A 17,353-nucleotide genomic window follows, 5' to 3' on the forward strand; every position below is an offset into this window, starting at 1 on the left:
CCCCGAAGCCGGCCCAAGCCTCAGAGCGGGGCCGGCTCAGTAATGGGGCGGGGGCGCTTCGTCCTGCGCCTGCCCCAGCGTTCCCTGGGCCTCTTCGAGACGGCGCGCCAAATGGGCAAGCTGCAACTGCAAACGCTCGATACGGCGCTGCTGCTCGACCAACTCGTCGTTCAGCGCCTGTATGGTGTCGTCCTGAAAGGCCAAACGACTTTCCAGCTCCGTAATGCGGCTTTCCAGGCTCACGCGCCCTCCTCCACAAACACGACATCCCTAGTCAGCACCAAGCGAAGACGCTCCTTGAGCTGCCGCACCTGCTCTTCAGCATATGGCAGAGCTGGATGTCGCCCCCAAACCGGCGCTGGCCAGGCTGCGTCATCACGCTTACGGACTATCACATGCATGTGCAGCTGGCTGACAACATTGCCCAAGGCGGCGACATTCATCTTGTCAGCGACGAAGGTATCCTTGAGGGTCTCGGCCAGCAGCGTGGTTTCATGCCATAACTGACGCTGATCTGCAGCATCAAGCTGGAACACCTCAGTCACCTCTTCACGCCGCGGAACCAGAACAAACCAAGGATAGCGGGCATCGTTCATCAGCAGCAGGTGGCACAAGGGGAAATCCCCAATCGGCAGGCAGTCCTGCTGCAAACGCGAATCCAGGATAAACATGAGGGCCTCCTCCACTCCAGTCACATCAAGCACGCCAGGCGATACGCACAGCACATAAAAGGGTGAAGCATACGTGGCCGCCAAGCACAATTCACCTCATTCCAAACCGCACCAGCACACATCAGCCACCACCCTGGCGCACCACAAGCGTGCACAAAGTGTTTCTTCTGGTAATGCCTGACTTCTGGCCCCATCCATTCTGTAGCACCTGCCACAATGAAAAGCACCCGCCAATAACAGAAGCCCCCACTTGTCCCACCAGGCGCCTTGGCATGCAGAACGGAAAGAAAAACACGGAAAAGCAAGGACGGTGTGTAGCCGCACATTGCCTGCAATCAATTTTGAGCACGCTTCTTGCTTTAATCCGACCAATGCACGGCACCCCGCACAGTCACCTCCCGACGACGCCAGCAGAACTCGAAAGCGACGAAAACCTTAGAGGATCGAAAGGCAAGCAGCCACCTATAGATTTGCGACATTCTTCATAGTCACGTGCGACATACCCCTAAACCATGTCGTAAGGAATAGATAGCAACTATCGCCAATAGTGGTGACATGCTATAAGTTACCGCCGACACAAAAAGAAAGAGCCGCCCATACAACAAAAAAGTGGGCAGCGCAACTCTTCTAAACCAAAGGAGCAATCACGATGCAAGTGATGAAGTGGAGCGTAATCGCCCTGGCAGTAGCCGCGGGCACCAGCCAAATGGCCGTGGCGTCCAGCCAGTCCGAGTCGAACGGCTTTATCGAAGACAGCAGCTTCAACATCTTCAACCGCGTTCTGTACATGAACCGCGACTTCCGTAATGGTCCGAACACTGCCGGCACTGGCGACAAGGGCTACCGTGAAGAGACCGGCCTGGGCATTCGCCTGCTGTTCGAATCCGGCTTCACCCAAGGTACTGTAGGCGTAGGCTTCGACGCTCACTCGCTGACCAGCATCAAGATCGACAGCGGCCGCGGCCGCTACGGCACTGGCCAGTTCGCCCGGACCGACGACGGCCGCGGTGACGACACCCAGACCGAAGTAGGCGGCGCCATCAAGTTCCGTGTTTCCGACACCGTTCTGAAGTACGGCAACCAGTTCGTGGCCAACCCGGTGTTCTCCACCGACGACAGCCGCATCCTGCCGGAAGTTGCTACCGGTACCCTGCTGACCAGCAATGAAATCGAAGGCCTGGAGCTGACCGCTGGTCGCTTCACCGCCCTGAACGCCCAGGAATACACTGGTCGTGACAGCCTCGAGCTGAAAGAAATCAACTTCGCTGGCGCCAGCTACAGCTTCACCGACGACTTCAGCGGCGCTCTGTTTGCTTCCGACGTCGACGATGTCTGGAAGAAGTATTACGGCAACCTGAACTACAACCTGGCACTGGCTGAAGAGCAGGCGCTGAACTTCGACTTCAACATCTACAAGACCGACTACGACAAGAAGTACACCGGTACTGGCAAGAGCGAAGACAACACCATCTGGAGCCTGGCAGCTGCCTACTCCCTGGGCGCTCACACCTTCACCCTGGCTCACCAGCGTGCCAGCGGCGACCGTGGCTACGACTACGGCGTAGACGGCGGCGGCACCATCTGGCTGGCCAACTCCGTTCAGTACTCCGACTTCAACCAGAAAGACGAGAAGTCCTGGCAGGCTCGTTACGACCTGAACATGGCTTCCTACGGCGTACCGGGCCTGAGCTTCATGACCCGTTACATCCGCGGTACTGCTGCCGACAACTACACTGAGCGCGAACTGGACATCGAAGCCAAGTACGTGATCCAGGAAGGTGCTGCGAAGGATCTGTCCTTCCGTATCCGCAACGCCTTCTACCGCGACAACGCTCAAGGCGACGTGAACGACTTCCGCCTGATCGTCGAATACCCGCTGAGCGTTCTGTAACTTCAGCGAAGTTCGATAGCGGTAATAAAAAGAAACCCGGCCTCGGCCGGGTTTCTTTATTTAGAGCCCACTCAAAGAGGTAGCGCATAAGTTCCGGTTACATGCGCAACCAGCTCACTCTCATTCCCATACGAATACAGCGTAACTTCACAGACGGCCTGCCGCCGACTCAGCCTCAATATGCTCGCCTCGGCCAGCAGGTCAACTGGCCCGGGCTTGACCAGGAAGTTGATGTTGAGATTAGAGGTCACCGCCATTTCCACCCGCCCGAGCCGTCCCAACACTACCGCGTACATTGCCGCGTCAGCCAGTGCCATGATGGTCGGCCCGGAAAGCGTACCGCCCGGGCGAACCAGCTTACCTTGAAAGGGCACCCGTGCCAGCACGCCGCTTTCGTCAAGACGATCGATGCGCAGGTCAAGGTCTTCAGCCATCGGTAGGCCTGCACGAATCAGCGTCTGAACCTCCAGTGCGGTCAATTCCCCCATCCTGCGTCTCCAGTCTTCACAATGATCCGGCGTGTGCCCAAGGCGCAACGCCCCATCCTGTACGCCACTGTACAGGCACCGTACAATGCCTACCTATTTCACGCCCTAGCAACCGACAGAACGGCCAAACATGCGTACCAGTCAGTTCCTGCTCTCGACCCTCAAAGAAACCCCCTCCGATGCCGTGGTGATCAGCCACCAGCTGATGCTTCGTGCCGGTATGATCCGCAAGGTGGCTTCCGGCCTGTACACCTGGCTGCCGATGGGCCTGCGCGTACTGCGCAAGGTCGAGAAGGTGGTACGCGAGGAAATGAACGCCGCTGGCGCTCTGGAGGTGCTGATGCCGGCCATCCAGCCGGCCGAGCTGTGGCAGGAGTCCGGCCGCTGGGTGCAATACGGCCCGGAGCTGCTACGCCTGAAAGATCGCCATGACCGCGAGTTCTGCGTCGGCCCGACCCACGAAGAAGTAATCACCGAGCTGGCGCGCAACGAACTCAACAGCTACAAGCAGCTGCCTATCAACATGTACCAGATCCAGACCAAGTTCCGTGACGAGATTCGTCCACGCTTCGGTCTGATGCGCGGCCGCGAGTTCATCATGAAGGACGCCTACTCCTTCCACGCCGACCAGGCCTCACTGCAGGAAACCTACGACCGCATGCACCAGGCCTACTGCAACGTGTTCAGCCGCCTGGGTCTGAACTTCCGGCCAGTACAGGCCGATACCGGCTCCATCGGCGGCACCGGCTCGCACGAGTTCCATGTACTGGCCGAGTCCGGCGAAGACAATATCGCCTTCAGCAACGGTTCCGACTACGCGGCCAACATTGAAAAGGCCGAGGCAATCCCTCGCGAGAAGGAGCGCAGCGCGGCAACGGAAGAGATGCGCCTGGTCGACACCCCGGATACCAAGACCATCGACGCTCTGGTCAAGGGTTTTGGCCTGCCCATTGAGAAGACCATCAAGACGCTGGTGGTACATGCGGCCGAGGAAGGCAAGCTGATCGCCCTGATCGTACGTGGTGACCACGAGCTGAACGAAATCAAGGCCGCCAACCTCGAGCAGGTTGCCAGCCCCCTGCAGATGGCCAGTGAAGCCGAGATTCGCGCAGCCATTGGCGCCGGCCCCGGCTCACTGGGCCCGGTGAACCTGCCAATCCCCTGCATTGTTGATCGCAGCGTGGCATTGATGAGCGACTTTGCCGCCGGCGCCAATATCGACGACAAGCACTACTTCGGCGTCAACTGGGAGCGCGACCTACCCCTGCCGGAAGTAGCGGATCTGCGCAACGTCGTGGCTGGCGACCCCAGCCCTGACGGACTGGGCACCCTGGAGATCAAACGCGGTATCGAGGTAGGACACATCTTTCAGCTGGGCACCAAGTACAGTGAGGCGATGAACTGCCAGGTACTGGGCGAGAACGGCAAGCCGGTAACGCTGACCATGGGCTGCTATGGCATCGGCGTCTCCCGCGTGGTGGCCGCGGCCATCGAGCAGAATCACGACGAGCGCGGCATCATCTGGAACGACGCCCTGGCGCCCTTCCACATCGCCCTGGTACCACTGCGCTATGAGACCGAACAGGTGCGCGAGGCCACCGATCGCCTGTATGCCGAACTGACCGCCGCCGGTTTCGAAGTACTGCTCGACGACCGCGACAAGAAGACCAGCCCCGGCATCAAGTTCGCCGATATGGAGCTGATCGGCATTCCGCACCGCGTGGTGGTCAGCGACCGCAGCCTGGCCGACGGTAATCTGGAGTACAAGAGCCGTACCGATACCGAGACCCAGGCCGTGCCGCTGAATGAAATCGTGTCCTTCCTGAAAGCCCGTATCAGTTGCTGATCATCAGGCTGCCCGAGATATCATGCACACCAGCTACTGTCTTCGCCTGATCTGCGCCGCCCTGTGCGGCGCCATCCTTCTTTCGGCTAGCGGCTGCGCCAACCATTTGCCACAGCGCAGCGAGCATGAAGAACGAGCCGAGCGCAAGCTGCTGGATCACCAGCTGCAGATCGATGCAGGCCCCAGCAGCGTACTGGAACTGCCACAACGGCGGATTCGTGTGCATGAACAGAAAAGCTACGAGGTCACCACCTTTGCGGTGACCCGCCGCTACGACCGCTACACCCCCTACCAGCCCTGGCGCGAGCTATACGAGGTACCTCTGGGAGCTGTTGCCGTTGTGGCCGGTGTCGGCGCCAATCTGCTCAATGTGGTAATGCTCGGCAGTCTGCCCGATACAGCGACACGTGACTGGATCAGCTATGGCATGGCCGGCCTCAACCCCTTCATGAACGTAGAGTCCAACGGCCGTGCCGAGCAGAACCTGGCCAGCATCGAAGAGGTGCAGCGCGACCGCCGCGTGGAGTACGTCAACCTGCCCTGGATCGAACGCCCCGTAACGATCAGCGCTCTCGACCAGCAGTTCGAGCTACTCACGGATCGCGGTGGCGTCCTGCGTCTGAACCTGCTGGACAGTCCCTTCAGCGAATACGACCTGGCGCGCCTGAACAGCCTGCAACTGAGCGTAGAGGATAGCCAGGGTGACAGCAGGGCCCGGGATGAGGTTCGTCTGACCGTCAGCCATAACCTGCGCGGCAAACTGCGTGAGGCACACAACCTGATCTACGACGACCTGGAGAATGGCGACGTGGCACAGTGGGTACACAGGGTCAAGCGCCTCTCCGATCTCGGCCTGGAAGAGGAAGCCAGCGAGCTGGAGCAGAGCCTGATCGAGCTGACCCGCAACGATCCGGAACTGCAGGACAGCTTTCTCAAGGCACTGCTCAAGGATGCCGGCCGACTGGTAGCCGATCCGGCCAACTGAGGATCCCCCTGCGCCCGGCTCTAGTGGTCGTCAGACCATCTCCAGTGACTGCTTGCGGCGCGGCGGCATGAAGGCCGCATCCAGCAGCGCCAGATCCTCCTCATTCAGGCGCAGGGCCTCGGCAGCTGCGTTGTCCTGCAGGTGCTGCGGGCGCACGGCTTTAGGAATCACTATCACACCGGGCTGCCGCAGCGCCCAGGCCAGGGCCACCTGTGCCGAGGTCACGCCATGGCGGGCCGCTACTTCGCTCAGCGCCGGCTCGCACAGCATGGCACCGGCCTGCCCCAGCGGACAATACGCCATCAACGGCATACACTGGCGTTGCTGCCAGGGCAGCAGGTCAAACTCAATGCCCCGTGCCTCGAGGTTGTACAACACCTGATTGGTTGCACAGTCCGGCGCGGCCAGTTCCTGCAAGTCGTCGAGATCAAAGTTGGATACGCCCCAAGCAGCTATCTTGCCCTGCTCACGCAAGCGCTCGAACCCCTCGATAGTCTCGGCCAGCGGGTAGCGTCCACGCCAGTGCAGCAGGTAAAGATCGATTCGCTCGCAGCGCAGGCGCTTCAGGCTACGCTCACAGGCCGCCTGTATACCCTGCACACTGGCATTGTGCGGATACACCTTGCTGACCAGAAAGACCTCATCGCGCCGCCCGGCAATTGCCTCGCCGACCACAGTCTCGGCACCGCCTTCGCCATACATCTCAGCGGTATCAATCAGACGCAATCCCAGATCCAGCCCCTGCCGCAGAGCAGCAACCTCCTGTGCACGCTGACGCGGATCTTCGCCCATGTGCCAGGTACCCTGGCCCACCACCGGCACCTGGGTGCCCGCCAGTTCAATCGTCCGCATACCGTTCTCCAGTAATTTCACTATCCAGATCACAATCTGCAGCATACTACTGCTGCCAAGAACAACAGGCGCCACAATACAACGACTTCCCGGAGGCAGATTCGTCCCTTTCTGTTGCAACAAACAGCTTGCGTGCGAGCCATGCCTGCACACATGGATTGAAGATATGCTCAGAGAGGCTTTAGCAGCAGCAGCAAGGACACCGGCTGCACGCTCTCCGGATGCAGCGGCTCCTGCAACCACTCCAGACGCCAGCCGGTCTCGCCGATCAGCTTTAGCCAGGACTGCAGGGTTCGGAAAAACCAAGGCATGGGCGCCTGGAAGCCTTCACCGAAACCGGCAAAATCCTCTACCCGCCAGCCATCCTGGTAGGGCTCACCATGGCAGGCACGCCAAGGGTGCAGGGTCTGGATCAGCAGGCTGCCGCCTGGCGCCAGCAAGGCATGCAGACTGCGCATCACCGGCTCCAAAGGCTCCTCAAGCAGGGCAAAATTGCACACCAGCACCTCGAAGCGCCCCAACAGATCAGCGTTAGCCTCAAGCTCCGCATAGCCGCAGATTCGATACTGGCTACGCCCGCCGCTGGCTGCCCGCGCCGCTTCGATCAGCGGCGCCGAGGCATCAACTCCGACCGACTCAATGCCTTGCTCGGCCAGACCGCGGCACAGCCAGCCTTCGCCGCATCCGATATCCAGCACACGCCGTGGCGCCAAAGCCAGCACGGCCTGCAGAATGGCCGCATCGGTAACCAGGCGCCGGCTTTCGATGCGCTGCTCACGCACTGCAGCAGCCCAGGCATCGGCATTAGCCTGCCAACTCTGCTGAAGCTGCTCTCGATGATCGCGCTGCATCACGGTTCCCTGCCGTCTGCGTTGCGCCCGAGTCTAACAGGCCCGCCTCGCCAACCGATACCATCAACGAAAACCCGGCGCAAAGCCATGAATAGCAGTATGGTGCTCGCTTCCAAGTCCCCGCAGGAGCCAACAGGGCGCAGCCGGCCATTGATGCCTGATTCTTTAACCTGTCAGTGATGCGGCGTTAAATGAAGCCCGATACCCGGACATGAAAAAGGCGGTGACCGCCATGCGATCACCGTCTTCATTTAACCCTTTGCGAATTAACCGGCCCGGTATTGCCGGTCGGCCTCTTCGAAACGCTTCTGCATAGACGCAGAAGGTGTCCTGTCCAGCAGACTGAAGACCACGATGGCCAGGCTGGCGAGGATGAAGCCCGGGATGATTTCGTACAGGCCTAGGCCGATGAACTCCTTCCACACCACCACGGTGACGGCACCGATGACCATCCCGGCCAGAGCGCCATTGCGGGTCATGCGCTTCCACAGCAGGGAGAAGATCACCACCGGACCGAAGGCGGCACCGAAGCCAGCCCAGGCATAGGCCACCAGCCCCAGCACCTTGCTTTCCGGGTTCTGCGCGATGGCGATGGCAACCAGGGCGATAGCCAGCACCATGAAACGACCGACCCATACCAGTTCACGCTGAGAGGCATCCTTGCGCAGGAAAGCCTTGTAGAAGTCCTCGGTTAGCGCACTGGAGGAAACCAGCAGTTGGCAGCTCAGGGTACTCATCACCGCAGCCAGGATGCCCGACAGCACGATGCCGGCGATCCAGGGATTGAACAGGATCTTGGTCAGCTCGATGAATACGCGCTCACCGTTCTGGTTGACCGCACCGGCCAGCTCCGGGTGGCTGTTGAAGTAGGCGATACCGAAGAAGCCAGCCGCGACCGCGCCCCCAAGGGTGAGGATCATCCAGGTCATGCCGATGCGACGGGCCGAAGGGATGGTCCGCATCGAATCGGCGGCCATAAAACGTACCAGAATGTGCGGCTGGCCGAAGTAACCCAGGCCCCAGCCCATCAGCGAGATGATCGCCAGGAAGGAAAGGTTGCGGAACATGTCGAAGTTGGCCGGATCAGCCTGCTCGATGGTGTTCAGCGCCGCCCCGACATCGCCCAGCGCGAGAATCACGAACACAGGGGTGATCAGCAGGGCAAACAGCATCATCGCCGCCTGCACGGTATCGGTCCAGCTCACCGCCAGGAAGCCACCGATGAACACGTAGAGGATGGTGGCCGCTGCGCCGACCCACAACGCAGTGTCATAGGAGATGCCGAAGGTACTCTCGAACAGACGAGCCCCGGCGACAATGCCCGAGGCGCAGTAGATGGTGAAGAATACCAGGATCACCAGTGCCGAGAAGATGCGCAGCAGGCGGCTGGTGTCCTCGAAACGGTGGGTGAAGTAGTCCGGCAGGGTCAGGGCGTTGTTGTTGTACTCAGTGTGCACGCGCAGGCGGCCGGCAACGAACAGCCAGTTCAGATAGGCGCCGATGATCAGGCCGATGGCGATCCAGCTTTCGGATAAGCCGGCAACGAAAATCGCTCCGGGCAGCCCCATCAGCAGCCAGCCACTCATGTCGGAGGCTCCGGCTGACAGCGCAGTGACGACGCTGCCAAGGCTGCGGCCACCGAGGATGTAATCGGAAAAGTTCTTGGTGGCTCGGTACGCAATGAATCCAATCAGCACCATAGCCAGGATGTACACCACGAAGGTGACGAGCATCGGAGTACTAGCTGTCATTTGGGGGGCTCCCCTCTCATTTGTTGTTATCGGATAACGGGAAAAGCCCCGCATGTCCTGATCTGCTGCAATACGCACGCATACAGCGAGCACCAGACAACAGCCACCTCCCTGCTTGCGCTGGCAACCCGAAGGGGTGGCCAGGCAGGTTTGCTCTTCGGCTTCCAGCTGCCCTCTGTGCCTCTGTATGACCGGCCACACCCATATTGCCGGCACCTGCGACCATTGCATCGCATCGGCTTCACTCAGGCATGCTCTTATGTATCGGTCTAGCCCAGTTGGATCAGCCTTACCAATACGCAAGCACGCCAGCAGATACAGCAAACGCGAATCATCGAATGTAGTGGCATCACGCCAAAATCTTCTTACAGAAAGCTCCGGAGTTTTTTTACAAAGCTCCGAGCACGGAAACCTCCCAAGCAAGTGCCGCCATTGTTGCTTGGGCTCACGAGCGACGATATGGCAGATGATCGGCAGCTGCCCGGGCATAACTGCGCACCTCGTCACGCTCCTGCTGCAGGTAATCGGCCACCGCCGCACGCAACCCCTGATGACAAAGGTAATGCCAGGAACGGGTCAGAACCGGCTCAAAGCCGCGGATCAACTTGTGCTCACCCTGGGCACCGGCGTCAAAACGTGCCACCCCGCTCTCCATGGCCCATTCCATGCCTTGGTAGAAACAAGTCTCAAAGTGCAGTCGGTCAAATTCGGCCAGACAGCCCCAGTAGCGACCGTAAAGGGTATCACCATCCTGCAGGCTGAAGGCCATGGCTACCGGTCGTCCCTGTTGACGTGCCAGCACCACGCGAATCACCTCGGGCAAACGCTCGGCTAACAGGCTGAAGAAATCACGCGTCAGGTAAGGCATTTGCCCGCGCACCCGGTAGGTATTGGCATAGCAACGGTAGACGAAGTCCCACAGCGTCTGACTCAGCGCCTTACCCTCCAGCCACTCGAACTCTATGCCCTGACCTGCCACCTGCTCACGCTCCTTTCGCAATTGCTTGCGCTTACGCGAGCTGAGTGCGTCGAGGAAGTCCTGAAAATCACGATAGCCCCGATTGTGCCAATGGAACTGGCAGCCCAGCCGCTCCAGCCAGTGCTCACGGCCATCTAGCAGCGCATCACACTCAGGGCGGGTGAAGTTGACATGCATGCTCGACAGACCTTCGCCCTCCAACCTTGCCGTCAGTTGATCGAGCAAGCTGGCGCAGGCCTGACGCTCACCCAACAGTCGCTCGCCACCCACCGGAGAGAAAGGCACGCCTACCAGCAGTTTGGGGTAGTAGGCGATACCGGCGCGTCTGCAGGCATCGGCCCAGGCGTGGTCGAATACATATTCTCCGTAGGAGTGCTGCTTGAGATAGGCCGGCAGGGCTGCCTGGAGCCGCCCCTGCTCATCCCGCCAGAGCCTGTGCACAGGCTGCCAGCCCGTGCCGGGACCGACACTGCCGCTGTCTTCCAGTGCACTGAGAAAACCGTGACGCAGGAAGGGCTGGGAGGTGGCCAGCAGAGCATCCCATTGAGCAGCAGGCAACTGGCGGATGGAGGAGATGCATTCAAGCGGCATGACAAGGTCCGGCAATCAGGGCAGGCGCCCGGACGCTGCAATATATCTCTAACAAAAGAGGTTCAGTATGGGCGCGCCAACCTTGATCTTCTATAGGAGTTTCCATGTACAAATCGCTTGTCGCCCTGGGTGTTGCCCTGAGTCTCTGCAGCAGTGCAGCGCTGGCCGAGCGCTCTATCGTTCACCCTTTCTATGCCGCACAGGCTGAAAACGCCCCGCACGACGTGCATATGGCGATTGAAATACCGGCGGGCAGCTACACTAAATACGAAATCAACGATGAGGGCCTGGTCTTCGTCGACCGCTTTCAGTCCATGCCTGTGGTCTATCCGGCGAACTACGGCTCCCTATCGCGCACTTTGGCCGGTGACGGCGATCCCCTCGACGGCCTGGTACTGACCCGCGCGCCGCTGCATCCGGGTGTGCTGATCAAATTCCGCCCCATCGGCTACCTGAAGATGATCGACGGCGGCGAAGCAGACGAGAAAATAATCGGCGTTCCCAGCAGCGATATCGATCCGAGTTACGACAACATTCTTGATATCGACGATCTTCCGAGCATTGAACGGCAGCGCATCGAGGCCTTCTTCCGCGTGTACAAGCAGTTGCCTGAAGGCCGCAAGAAAGTCGAACTCGACGGTTATGGCAACGCCGAAGAGGCTCGTCAATTGATTCAACAGGCACTGGACGGTTTCAAGGCCAAGGCCGGCGCCTGACCCGCATAACGCCTCTGTAGGCTTCATATTCCGGGCAGAACCGAGTGGTACTGCCCGATCTTGCTCTCCGGAGCGGGCGCTTACAGAGACTGCGCAGGAGCCCCGCTCTTGCGCCGAGCGGAGCGTAGCGAGTATCCGAACTCAGCGCCCAGCCAGCCGCTCCTGCCGGTAGACAGTGGCGTAGCTCAGCTTGCGGCCGGCCACCTTGGCCAGCTCCTTGCGGTCGACGGCCGTGTACACACCAAGCTGACGTGCGTTGAAGCCGCTGTCACCGACCACCTCGTCCGGCGCCAACGACACCATTCGCTTAGCCGCCGCCAGAACTGCGTCGCGGTAATCACTGCGATCCGTCAGGTCGTAGTCGTCCAGCGGCAGCACAGAGCGCAGCCAGTCAGCCCAGTAGAACTCCAGAAACGCCGGCACCCCCTCCTGCTGGCGCGGCTTGGCGTATCCCACCTCGCGGGTGAAATACACCAGCGACCGGTAAGGATCGTCTTCCAACTGCTGCAAACCCAGCCGCGCCGGAAGTTTCTCCGGGGTAATGGCCTGCCCCTTGGCATCACGCAACCAGACTCGGCGAGCCTCGCTCATCCGCTGCCAGAACACTGGCAGACCCGCGCTGTCACTAAAATTGTCAGTCACCCTTACCCACATCCGAAGCTGCTCGCCGCCGCCCGGATGCTCCTGAAGCACGGTGAAGCCGTGATGCCCGTCGGTGAGAAACAGTTGGCCATCAGGACCAACCACCACGGTTTTCATATCGTCGCGGCGCGAACCGACCGTTTCGCTACAGGTGAAGCTGTCCGGCCGCTGCAGACTGGCATCATCCGGCACCTGACGGCTTTCACCCTGGCCGTTAAGCTCGCAATATTCGTCGAACAGCCGCTTAGGCTCCCGGGCGAAGCGGCCTAGCTTGTAGAAAACCTGATCGTGACCAAGCACGGCCTGAGTCGGATGCAATTGCTGCAGTGTCACCTGCAGCAGGTCGCCCGGGCGCGCATCCTGGTAATCCTGAGCATTGGCGGTCAGGCCCAGGCCGGCGGCCAGAATCAGCAAGGCAAATTTATGCATGGAGTCCCCCATGAACGCTGAAGAAAAAGGCCCCGCACTAGGCGGGGCCGAAAAGGAAAGCAATAGACGCTAAGGTGGATCAGAACACGTATTGCAGGCGACCGATGATGGCTTTGCCGTCATCCTCGACGCGTTTGCCGCCTACCAGAGCAGAGGTGTTGATGTTGTCCACCTGATAGTCGACGTAGTTCAGGCTCATGCGTACCGCCGGGGTGGCAAAGTAGTTGACACCCACCACCATGGCCTTGGTCTTGAACTCGTCATTGGGATTTTCGGCAACGATCCCGGCCAACCCCAGATTGCCCGGAATGGCTGCGGCATCAGCATCGATGGTGCTGCTCTCGTAACGCGCGAAAATCTCCCAGGAACCCTTCATATTGTCGGGCTTGTCCCACTTGCCATCAGCCGCCTTGTACTGACGCACACCGTTGAACATGTAGGAAACCTGAGCGTAGTAGCCGCTGAGATCGACATCAGACTTGACCCCGGCCTGATTCTCACCGCTGATCTGGCGCTGGAAGTACTCGGCCTGGGCGCGGAAGGCGCCGAACTGGGCACCGGATTCCAGCACCCACTCCACGTCCTTGTCCGCCACTCGCACGTCACCGAAGGTCAGGCGGAAATCGTTGTCACTACGGATACCCATGCGGGTGCGGGCGCGGGCACGGTCGTCATCCGGATTGGAGCTGTGGTAGTTGGCGCCAAGATGGATCACGTCGGTGCCGTTGAGATACGGCGCCCAGTGGGCACGCAGGGTATAGCCGTAGGCCTCGTCGTTGCCGCTGTCAGCCGACTCGTAGGTGTCGTAGTGGCCGATCTGGGCCATCAGCCCGTAGTTGTCACCGGAGTGCTTGAAGTTGACACCGAACTTGGTGTCTTCGTCGCCATTGAGGAAGTCGTACATGAACGGACGCTCGATGGCGGTGATCCACGACGAGCTGGTGGTATTTTCCAGGCCGTAGTCCCCGCCGAAACGGCCGATGGTGAAGGTACCGGCATCCAGGCCGGTGTAGGCGATGAAGGCACGGTCAACTTCGGTTGTATCGGTGTCGTCATAGCTCAGGCGCAGGCCCCAGTCCCAATCGCTGTAGGCGGTGCCTTCAAGGCTGATTTCGCCGCGACGGATAAAGGTATTGAAGGTGTCATCAAAGGGCTTGTTCTGGTCGGCAGCCATCAGCCCGTCGAACTGGGTGGCATCCCATTGCAGCTTGCCGCCCAACTTGAAACTGAATGCCTTGTCGGTGGTCGCGACTTCCAGGCCGCCCTTGGTCTTGATCACGAGATCGGGACCGTCGGTGCTGACGGTACCGGCGAAAGCCTGGGCGGAAACTGCCAGTGCCAGAGCGCTGGCTGCGAAACCGGCGAGGTGCTTGCGGATCATCGAGGATTCCCCTGTTGGACTTTGAGTGTTGGAAACACCCGAGCCGGTGGCTCGTTCGTGTCGGGGGAATCTTGGCGGGGGGTTATTTCAGCGAGATTTCCGCTGGATAAACATTTGATGACAGCGGAACTTTCCAGTCCGCCCAAATGCCCTGCCTAGCCACGCAGAAGACCTTCGCGCTCCCAGGCACAGCGCACCCGCAGTGCGCCTTCATGTGGGCTGTGAAATCCGTTGTCGGACTCCCAGCGGAAAGTGTGCATGCCATTGAGTTCGGTCTCCAGATGAACCACCGCAGTAGCCCAGTAAAGACGTTTGAGCAGCGCCTCAAAGGCCTCTATCCACAGGTTCCATTCGTACTCCACCGTGCCGTAGCTGGCACCGAAGTGAATCACCTGGGTCTGATACATCCCGGCACCCGGCTGTTCACAGAAGGAGAACATCTCGCGACCGAGAAACGGCCAGAGATCACCGGCCGGCAGTTCGTCAAGCACACTGCGATTACTGTCGCGGCGCATCCGGCGCAGCTCGGGATCATCCGAGGGCCAGTCGCGGATGCAGCCGTATACAATGGATTCGGATTCCACACCGGCACTCCAGAGAAAACAGGCTGCCTTCTAACACAGCCACGCCGCGCAAAAAAGGAACTGGCTCGATTTCTTCTCTACTCAAGCGCAGCGGCGGCGCCTCAGCAACCAGGCCATCAGCATCATCAGCAGCGCCATGCCGGTCAGCACCGCAAACGGCAACCGGTAGCTGCCCGACAGATCACGCGCCAGACCGGTAAGAATGGGCGTCAGGCAACCCAGGCCATAGCCGGTGAACAGCATCATCGCAGTCCAGCGGCTCACCGCCAGCGGCGTACCGGCTTCGTAAAGTGGCAGCACCAGTGACAGGGAGAAGGATCCTCCCAACGAGAACCCCAGCAGCACCGCCCAGAACTCCGGAAGCAGGCGTGGCGCGAAAGTCACCATGGACAACCCCAGCGTGGTTATCAGGCCGCAGGCCAGCAACAGCACATAGCGTGCCTGGAAGCGTTGCGCCAACCAGGGCACGACGAAGGAACTGGGCAGCCCCATAAGCATGATGATGCTCAGCAGCGAGTTGCTGCGCAGCATGCTCAGTCCGGCTTCGTGATAGCGAGCCACCACCCAGGTGGCGATGGCATAGAAGAGCCCCGCCTGCAGCGCAAAAAAAGCACTGACCAGCCAGGCTCGCGGCTCACCCCAGGGCAGCCCGCCAGCCTCCTCTTCGCTGGCGTTGCCGGTCTGACTAGGCAGCGCCAGCCACAGCAATACACCAGCCAGCGCCGGCAGTGCCCAGACCGCCAGGCCCAGGTTCCAGGCATCACCGAACAGCGCAGTGGCCGGGCCGGTCAGCACAGAGCCGGAGGCGCCGCCAATGGCCATGCCAAGCGAATACCAGCCCACCACGCGGCTCATCTGACTGGCAAAGTAACGCTTGATGAAACCCGACAGCAGCGGCCCTGCTACTGCAATCCCGGCCCCCATAACAATGGCGCTGCCGATCAGAACCGGACTCTGGTGAGCTGCCACCCGTGACAGCAAGGCCAGGGTAATCAGGCCGAGACACAGCACGATGGTGCGCTCCAGGCCCCAACGCACCGCCAGACGCGGAGCCACTGGCGCCAGCAGGCCCATGCACAAGACCGGCAAGGCAGTTGTCAGGCTGATGAAACTGCGGCTGAGCGACAGTTCAGCGGCGATACGCTCAATCAGCGGAGCGAGGGAGGTGATGCCGGGGCGCAGATTGATCGCCGCCAGCACCAGGGCCAGCAACAGCAAAGCGCGTGGAACGGTTTTCACAGGCAGTCCATATTCGGGGGAGGCAGACAGGTCAGGGCGAACACCCTACCCCCGGCAGCGGCAAGGGGCAACCCTGCCGACCGCTCAAGCTGACCAAAAGGTCAGGACAATGCGTTACGACTGCGCATCTTCTCTGCCATGCCGGCCATCTCGTCATAGATGGCTTGTGGGTTCTTCTGTTTGACGGCCCAGGCCATACGCCCCATCTCGTGAGGCAGGATCATGAAACTGTCGCGGGCCATTTCCGCATGAATGTACTCGGCAATCTCGGCAGCACTGATCGGCGAGCTTTCCAACAGCCGCCCGACCTGTTCCTTCATCGCCGGCGTTGGCCCGCGAAAGGAGTCGAGCAGATTGGTTTGAAAGAACGATGGACAAACCACGTGAACTTTAACGCCCAACTGACGCAACTCCACCAGCAGACTCTCCGACAGAGCTACCACACCGGCCTTGGCGACGTTGTAGTTGCTCATCCCCGGCCCCTGCATCAGGGCCGCCATGGAGGAGATATTGACGATTCGCCCACGGCTCTTCTCCAGCAGAGGCAGGAAGGCCTTGCAGCCCTTGACCACTCCCATCAGGTTGATGGAAAGCTGCCAGTCCCAGTCCTCCAGCGACAACTCGCCGAAGAACCCGCCCGACGCCACGCCAGCATTGTTGACGATGATGTCGATGCCGCCGAACTGCTCATCGCAGGCCTGCGCCAGCGCCGTCAGTTGGCTGTAGTCGCGCACGTCGCAGCGCCTGATAAAACCGTCCCCGCCGGCTTCGCGCACCAACCGCAGGCTTTCCTCCAGGCCCGCCTCATTGACATCGGCCAGTGCCAGATGCCAGCCCTCCCGCGCCCAGCGCCGCGCGATCTCGCGGCCCAGACCGGATCCGGCACCAGTAATCATCATGCGGTTGTGCATAGCAGGCCTGCCTTCAGCGTTCAGTTGCAATGGCGCGCAGTCTAGCCAAGGAGGAGCCCGCCAAGTCGTTTCATCAGCCTTATGAATGCACCAGACAATCCGTGTTGTATGCCACGCCAGGTTGCACGTCATGCCCATGACTGAGAAGCAATCGGCGCGGCTCATGCACGGTGCCTATGAACGCCATGCACAGGGCAAATTTCCACGTCTGCGGCGGACGCACTAGGCTCAACATCAAAGGAAAATGATTCTCAACCAGGTGCGCCATGCTCAAGACACTCACATTCACTATCATGCATTTCTGCATCGCCTTCGGCGTAACCTATGCACTGACCGGCAGTGTCAGCGCCAGCGGCCTGGTCGCCGCCATCGAGCCACTGTGCAACTCGGTCGGCTTCTACTTTCACGAAAAGGTCTGGCAGCGCTTCGGACAGAGTCGCCAGCCCCAGTCACAGCGACCGGCCCACGCCTGGCTTCACCACCAAGCCTGAGACTAAATTAGACGACACGCCCCGCATCCGCTAAAACACTGGAAAGCTCTGGCAC

General features: G+C 60.3%; 17 protein-coding genes. 5 read left to right on the forward strand and 12 right to left on the reverse strand.

Going from position 1 to position 17,353, the window contains the following annotated elements:
• Positions 1-36 precede the first annotated feature (36 nt).
• Together NCCP436_RS04630 and NCCP436_RS04635 are read right to left on the reverse strand one after the other, a co-directional pair.
• Positions 37-243, reverse strand: coding sequence for a SlyX family protein (locus NCCP436_RS04630; protein ID WP_220802624.1), 207 nt, complete (start codon positions 241-243; stop codon positions 37-39).
• Positions 240-671, reverse strand: coding sequence for an HIT domain-containing protein (locus NCCP436_RS04635; RefSeq protein ID WP_220802625.1), 432 nt, complete (start codon positions 669-671; stop codon positions 240-242). Before NCCP436_RS04635 ends, NCCP436_RS04630 begins: the two co-directional genes overlap by 4 nt.
• Before the next feature lie 649 nt (positions 672-1,320).
• Between NCCP436_RS04635 and NCCP436_RS04640 the strand changes: the two genes are divergently transcribed.
• Complete coding sequence (locus NCCP436_RS04640) at positions 1,321-2,562, forward strand: OprD family porin (RefSeq protein ID WP_220802626.1); 1,242 nt, start codon at positions 1,321-1,323, stop codon at positions 2,560-2,562.
• A gap of 71 nt (positions 2,563-2,633) precedes the next feature.
• Here the strand turns inward: NCCP436_RS04640 and NCCP436_RS04645 are convergent, their stop codons facing one another.
• Positions 2,634-3,041, reverse strand: coding sequence for a PaaI family thioesterase (locus NCCP436_RS04645; protein ID WP_220802915.1), 408 nt, complete (start codon positions 3,039-3,041; stop codon positions 2,634-2,636).
• Between the two features lie 139 nt (positions 3,042-3,180).
• Between NCCP436_RS04645 and NCCP436_RS04650 the strand changes: the two genes are divergently transcribed.
• Positions 3,181-4,896 (forward strand): proline--tRNA ligase, encoded by a 1,716-nt coding sequence (locus tag NCCP436_RS04650; RefSeq protein ID WP_220802627.1) that lies wholly within the window; start codon positions 3,181-3,183, stop codon positions 4,894-4,896.
• 22 nt (positions 4,897-4,918) lie between these two features.
• Positions 4,919-5,881: a hypothetical protein gene (locus NCCP436_RS04655; RefSeq protein WP_220802628.1), complete on the forward strand. Its 963-nt coding sequence runs from the start codon at positions 4,919-4,921 to the stop codon at positions 5,879-5,881.
• 30 nt (positions 5,882-5,911) lie between these two features.
• Here the strand turns inward: NCCP436_RS04655 and NCCP436_RS04660 are convergent, their stop codons facing one another.
• The 4 genes from NCCP436_RS04660 to NCCP436_RS04675 form a co-directional block, all read right to left on the reverse strand.
• Positions 5,912-6,733, reverse strand: a complete 822-nt coding sequence (locus tag NCCP436_RS04660) for an aldo/keto reductase (protein WP_220802629.1) — start codon at positions 6,731-6,733, stop codon at positions 5,912-5,914.
• Between the two features lie 170 nt (positions 6,734-6,903).
• Positions 6,904-7,584, reverse strand: coding sequence for a bifunctional 2-polyprenyl-6-hydroxyphenol methylase/3-demethylubiquinol 3-O-methyltransferase UbiG (locus NCCP436_RS04665; RefSeq protein ID WP_220802630.1), 681 nt, complete (start codon positions 7,582-7,584; stop codon positions 6,904-6,906).
• A 266-nt stretch (positions 7,585-7,850) separates the two neighbouring features.
• The gene (gene putP, locus NCCP436_RS04670) at positions 7,851-9,335 is read right to left on the reverse strand and encodes a sodium/proline symporter PutP (protein WP_220802631.1); all 1,485 of its coding nucleotides are present in this window, start codon (positions 9,333-9,335) and stop codon (positions 7,851-7,853) included.
• Positions 9,336-9,780: 445 nt separating this feature from the next.
• Positions 9,781-10,905: a GNAT family N-acetyltransferase gene (locus NCCP436_RS04675; RefSeq protein WP_220802632.1), complete on the reverse strand. Its 1,125-nt coding sequence runs from the start codon at positions 10,903-10,905 to the stop codon at positions 9,781-9,783.
• A 104-nt stretch (positions 10,906-11,009) separates the two neighbouring features.
• Between NCCP436_RS04675 and NCCP436_RS04680 the strand changes: the two genes are divergently transcribed.
• Positions 11,010-11,621 carry an inorganic diphosphatase gene (locus tag NCCP436_RS04680; protein ID WP_220802633.1) on the forward strand — a complete coding sequence of 204 codons (612 nt, stop codon included), beginning with the start codon at positions 11,010-11,012 and terminating at the stop codon, positions 11,619-11,621.
• A 141-nt stretch (positions 11,622-11,762) separates the two neighbouring features.
• On the opposite strand, the gene NCCP436_RS04685 is transcribed toward NCCP436_RS04680, so the two are convergent.
• The 5 genes from NCCP436_RS04685 to NCCP436_RS04705 form a co-directional block, all read right to left on the reverse strand.
• Positions 11,763-12,692 carry a ParB/Srx family N-terminal domain-containing protein gene (locus NCCP436_RS04685; protein WP_220802634.1) on the reverse strand — a complete coding sequence of 310 codons (930 nt, stop codon included), beginning with the start codon at positions 12,690-12,692 and terminating at the stop codon, positions 11,763-11,765.
• 79 nt (positions 12,693-12,771) lie between these two features.
• On the reverse strand, positions 12,772-14,073 hold the full coding sequence (locus tag NCCP436_RS04690) for an OprO/OprP family phosphate-selective porin (RefSeq protein ID WP_220802635.1): 1,302 nt from the start codon (positions 14,071-14,073) through the stop codon (positions 12,772-12,774).
• 155 nt (positions 14,074-14,228) lie between these two features.
• Positions 14,229-14,657, reverse strand: a complete 429-nt coding sequence (locus NCCP436_RS04695) for a hypothetical protein (protein ID WP_220802636.1) — start codon at positions 14,655-14,657, stop codon at positions 14,229-14,231.
• Positions 14,658-14,738: 81 nt separating this feature from the next.
• Entirely contained in the window at positions 14,739-15,896 is a 1,158-nt protein-coding gene (locus NCCP436_RS04700) for a CynX/NimT family MFS transporter (RefSeq protein ID WP_220802637.1), read from the reverse strand.
• 101 nt (positions 15,897-15,997) lie between these two features.
• Entirely contained in the window at positions 15,998-16,807 is an 810-nt protein-coding gene (locus NCCP436_RS04705) for an SDR family oxidoreductase (protein ID WP_220802638.1), read from the reverse strand.
• Between the two features lie 266 nt (positions 16,808-17,073).
• Between NCCP436_RS04705 and NCCP436_RS04710 the strand changes: the two genes are divergently transcribed.
• Positions 17,074-17,298 (forward strand): DUF2061 domain-containing protein, encoded by a 225-nt coding sequence (locus tag NCCP436_RS04710; protein WP_220802639.1) that lies wholly within the window; start codon positions 17,074-17,076, stop codon positions 17,296-17,298.
• Positions 17,299-17,353 lie beyond the last annotated feature (55 nt).

This window comes from Pseudomonas sp. NCCP-436 (genome assembly GCF_019656335.1).
In the GTDB taxonomy this organism is placed as follows: domain Bacteria; phylum Pseudomonadota; class Gammaproteobacteria; order Pseudomonadales; family Pseudomonadaceae; genus Aquipseudomonas.

Excerpts from the sequence above, each read along its gene's own strand:
- NCCP436_RS04635 (WP_220802625.1), bottom strand. The coding sequence starts at position 671 with ATGTTTATCCTGGATTCGCGTTTGCAGCAGGACTGCCTGCCGATTGGG.
- NCCP436_RS04640 (WP_220802626.1), top strand. The coding sequence starts at position 1,321 with ATGCAAGTGATGAAGTGGAGCGTAATCGCCCTGGCAGTAGCCGCGGGC.
- NCCP436_RS04650 (WP_220802627.1), top strand. The coding sequence starts at position 3,181 with ATGCGTACCAGTCAGTTCCTGCTCTCGACCCTCAAAGAAACCCCCTCC.
- NCCP436_RS04655 (WP_220802628.1), top strand. The coding sequence starts at position 4,919 with ATGCACACCAGCTACTGTCTTCGCCTGATCTGCGCCGCCCTGTGCGGC.
- NCCP436_RS04660 (WP_220802629.1), bottom strand. The coding sequence starts at position 6,733 with ATGCGGACGATTGAACTGGCGGGCACCCAGGTGCCGGTGGTGGGCCAG.
- NCCP436_RS04665 (WP_220802630.1), bottom strand. The coding sequence starts at position 7,584 with ATGCAGCGCGATCATCGAGAGCAGCTTCAGCAGAGTTGGCAGGCTAAT.
- putP (WP_220802631.1), bottom strand. The coding sequence starts at position 9,335 with ATGACAGCTAGTACTCCGATGCTCGTCACCTTCGTGGTGTACATCCTG.
- NCCP436_RS04675 (WP_220802632.1), bottom strand. The coding sequence starts at position 10,905 with ATGCCGCTTGAATGCATCTCCTCCATCCGCCAGTTGCCTGCTGCTCAA.
- NCCP436_RS04680 (WP_220802633.1), top strand. The coding sequence starts at position 11,010 with ATGTACAAATCGCTTGTCGCCCTGGGTGTTGCCCTGAGTCTCTGCAGC.
- NCCP436_RS04685 (WP_220802634.1), bottom strand. The coding sequence starts at position 12,692 with ATGCATAAATTTGCCTTGCTGATTCTGGCCGCCGGCCTGGGCCTGACC.
- NCCP436_RS04690 (WP_220802635.1), bottom strand. The coding sequence starts at position 14,073 with ATGATCCGCAAGCACCTCGCCGGTTTCGCAGCCAGCGCTCTGGCACTG.
- NCCP436_RS04705 (WP_220802638.1), bottom strand. The coding sequence starts at position 16,807 with ATGCACAACCGCATGATGATTACTGGTGCCGGATCCGGTCTGGGCCGC.
- NCCP436_RS04710 (WP_220802639.1), top strand. The coding sequence starts at position 17,074 with ATGCTCAAGACACTCACATTCACTATCATGCATTTCTGCATCGCCTTC.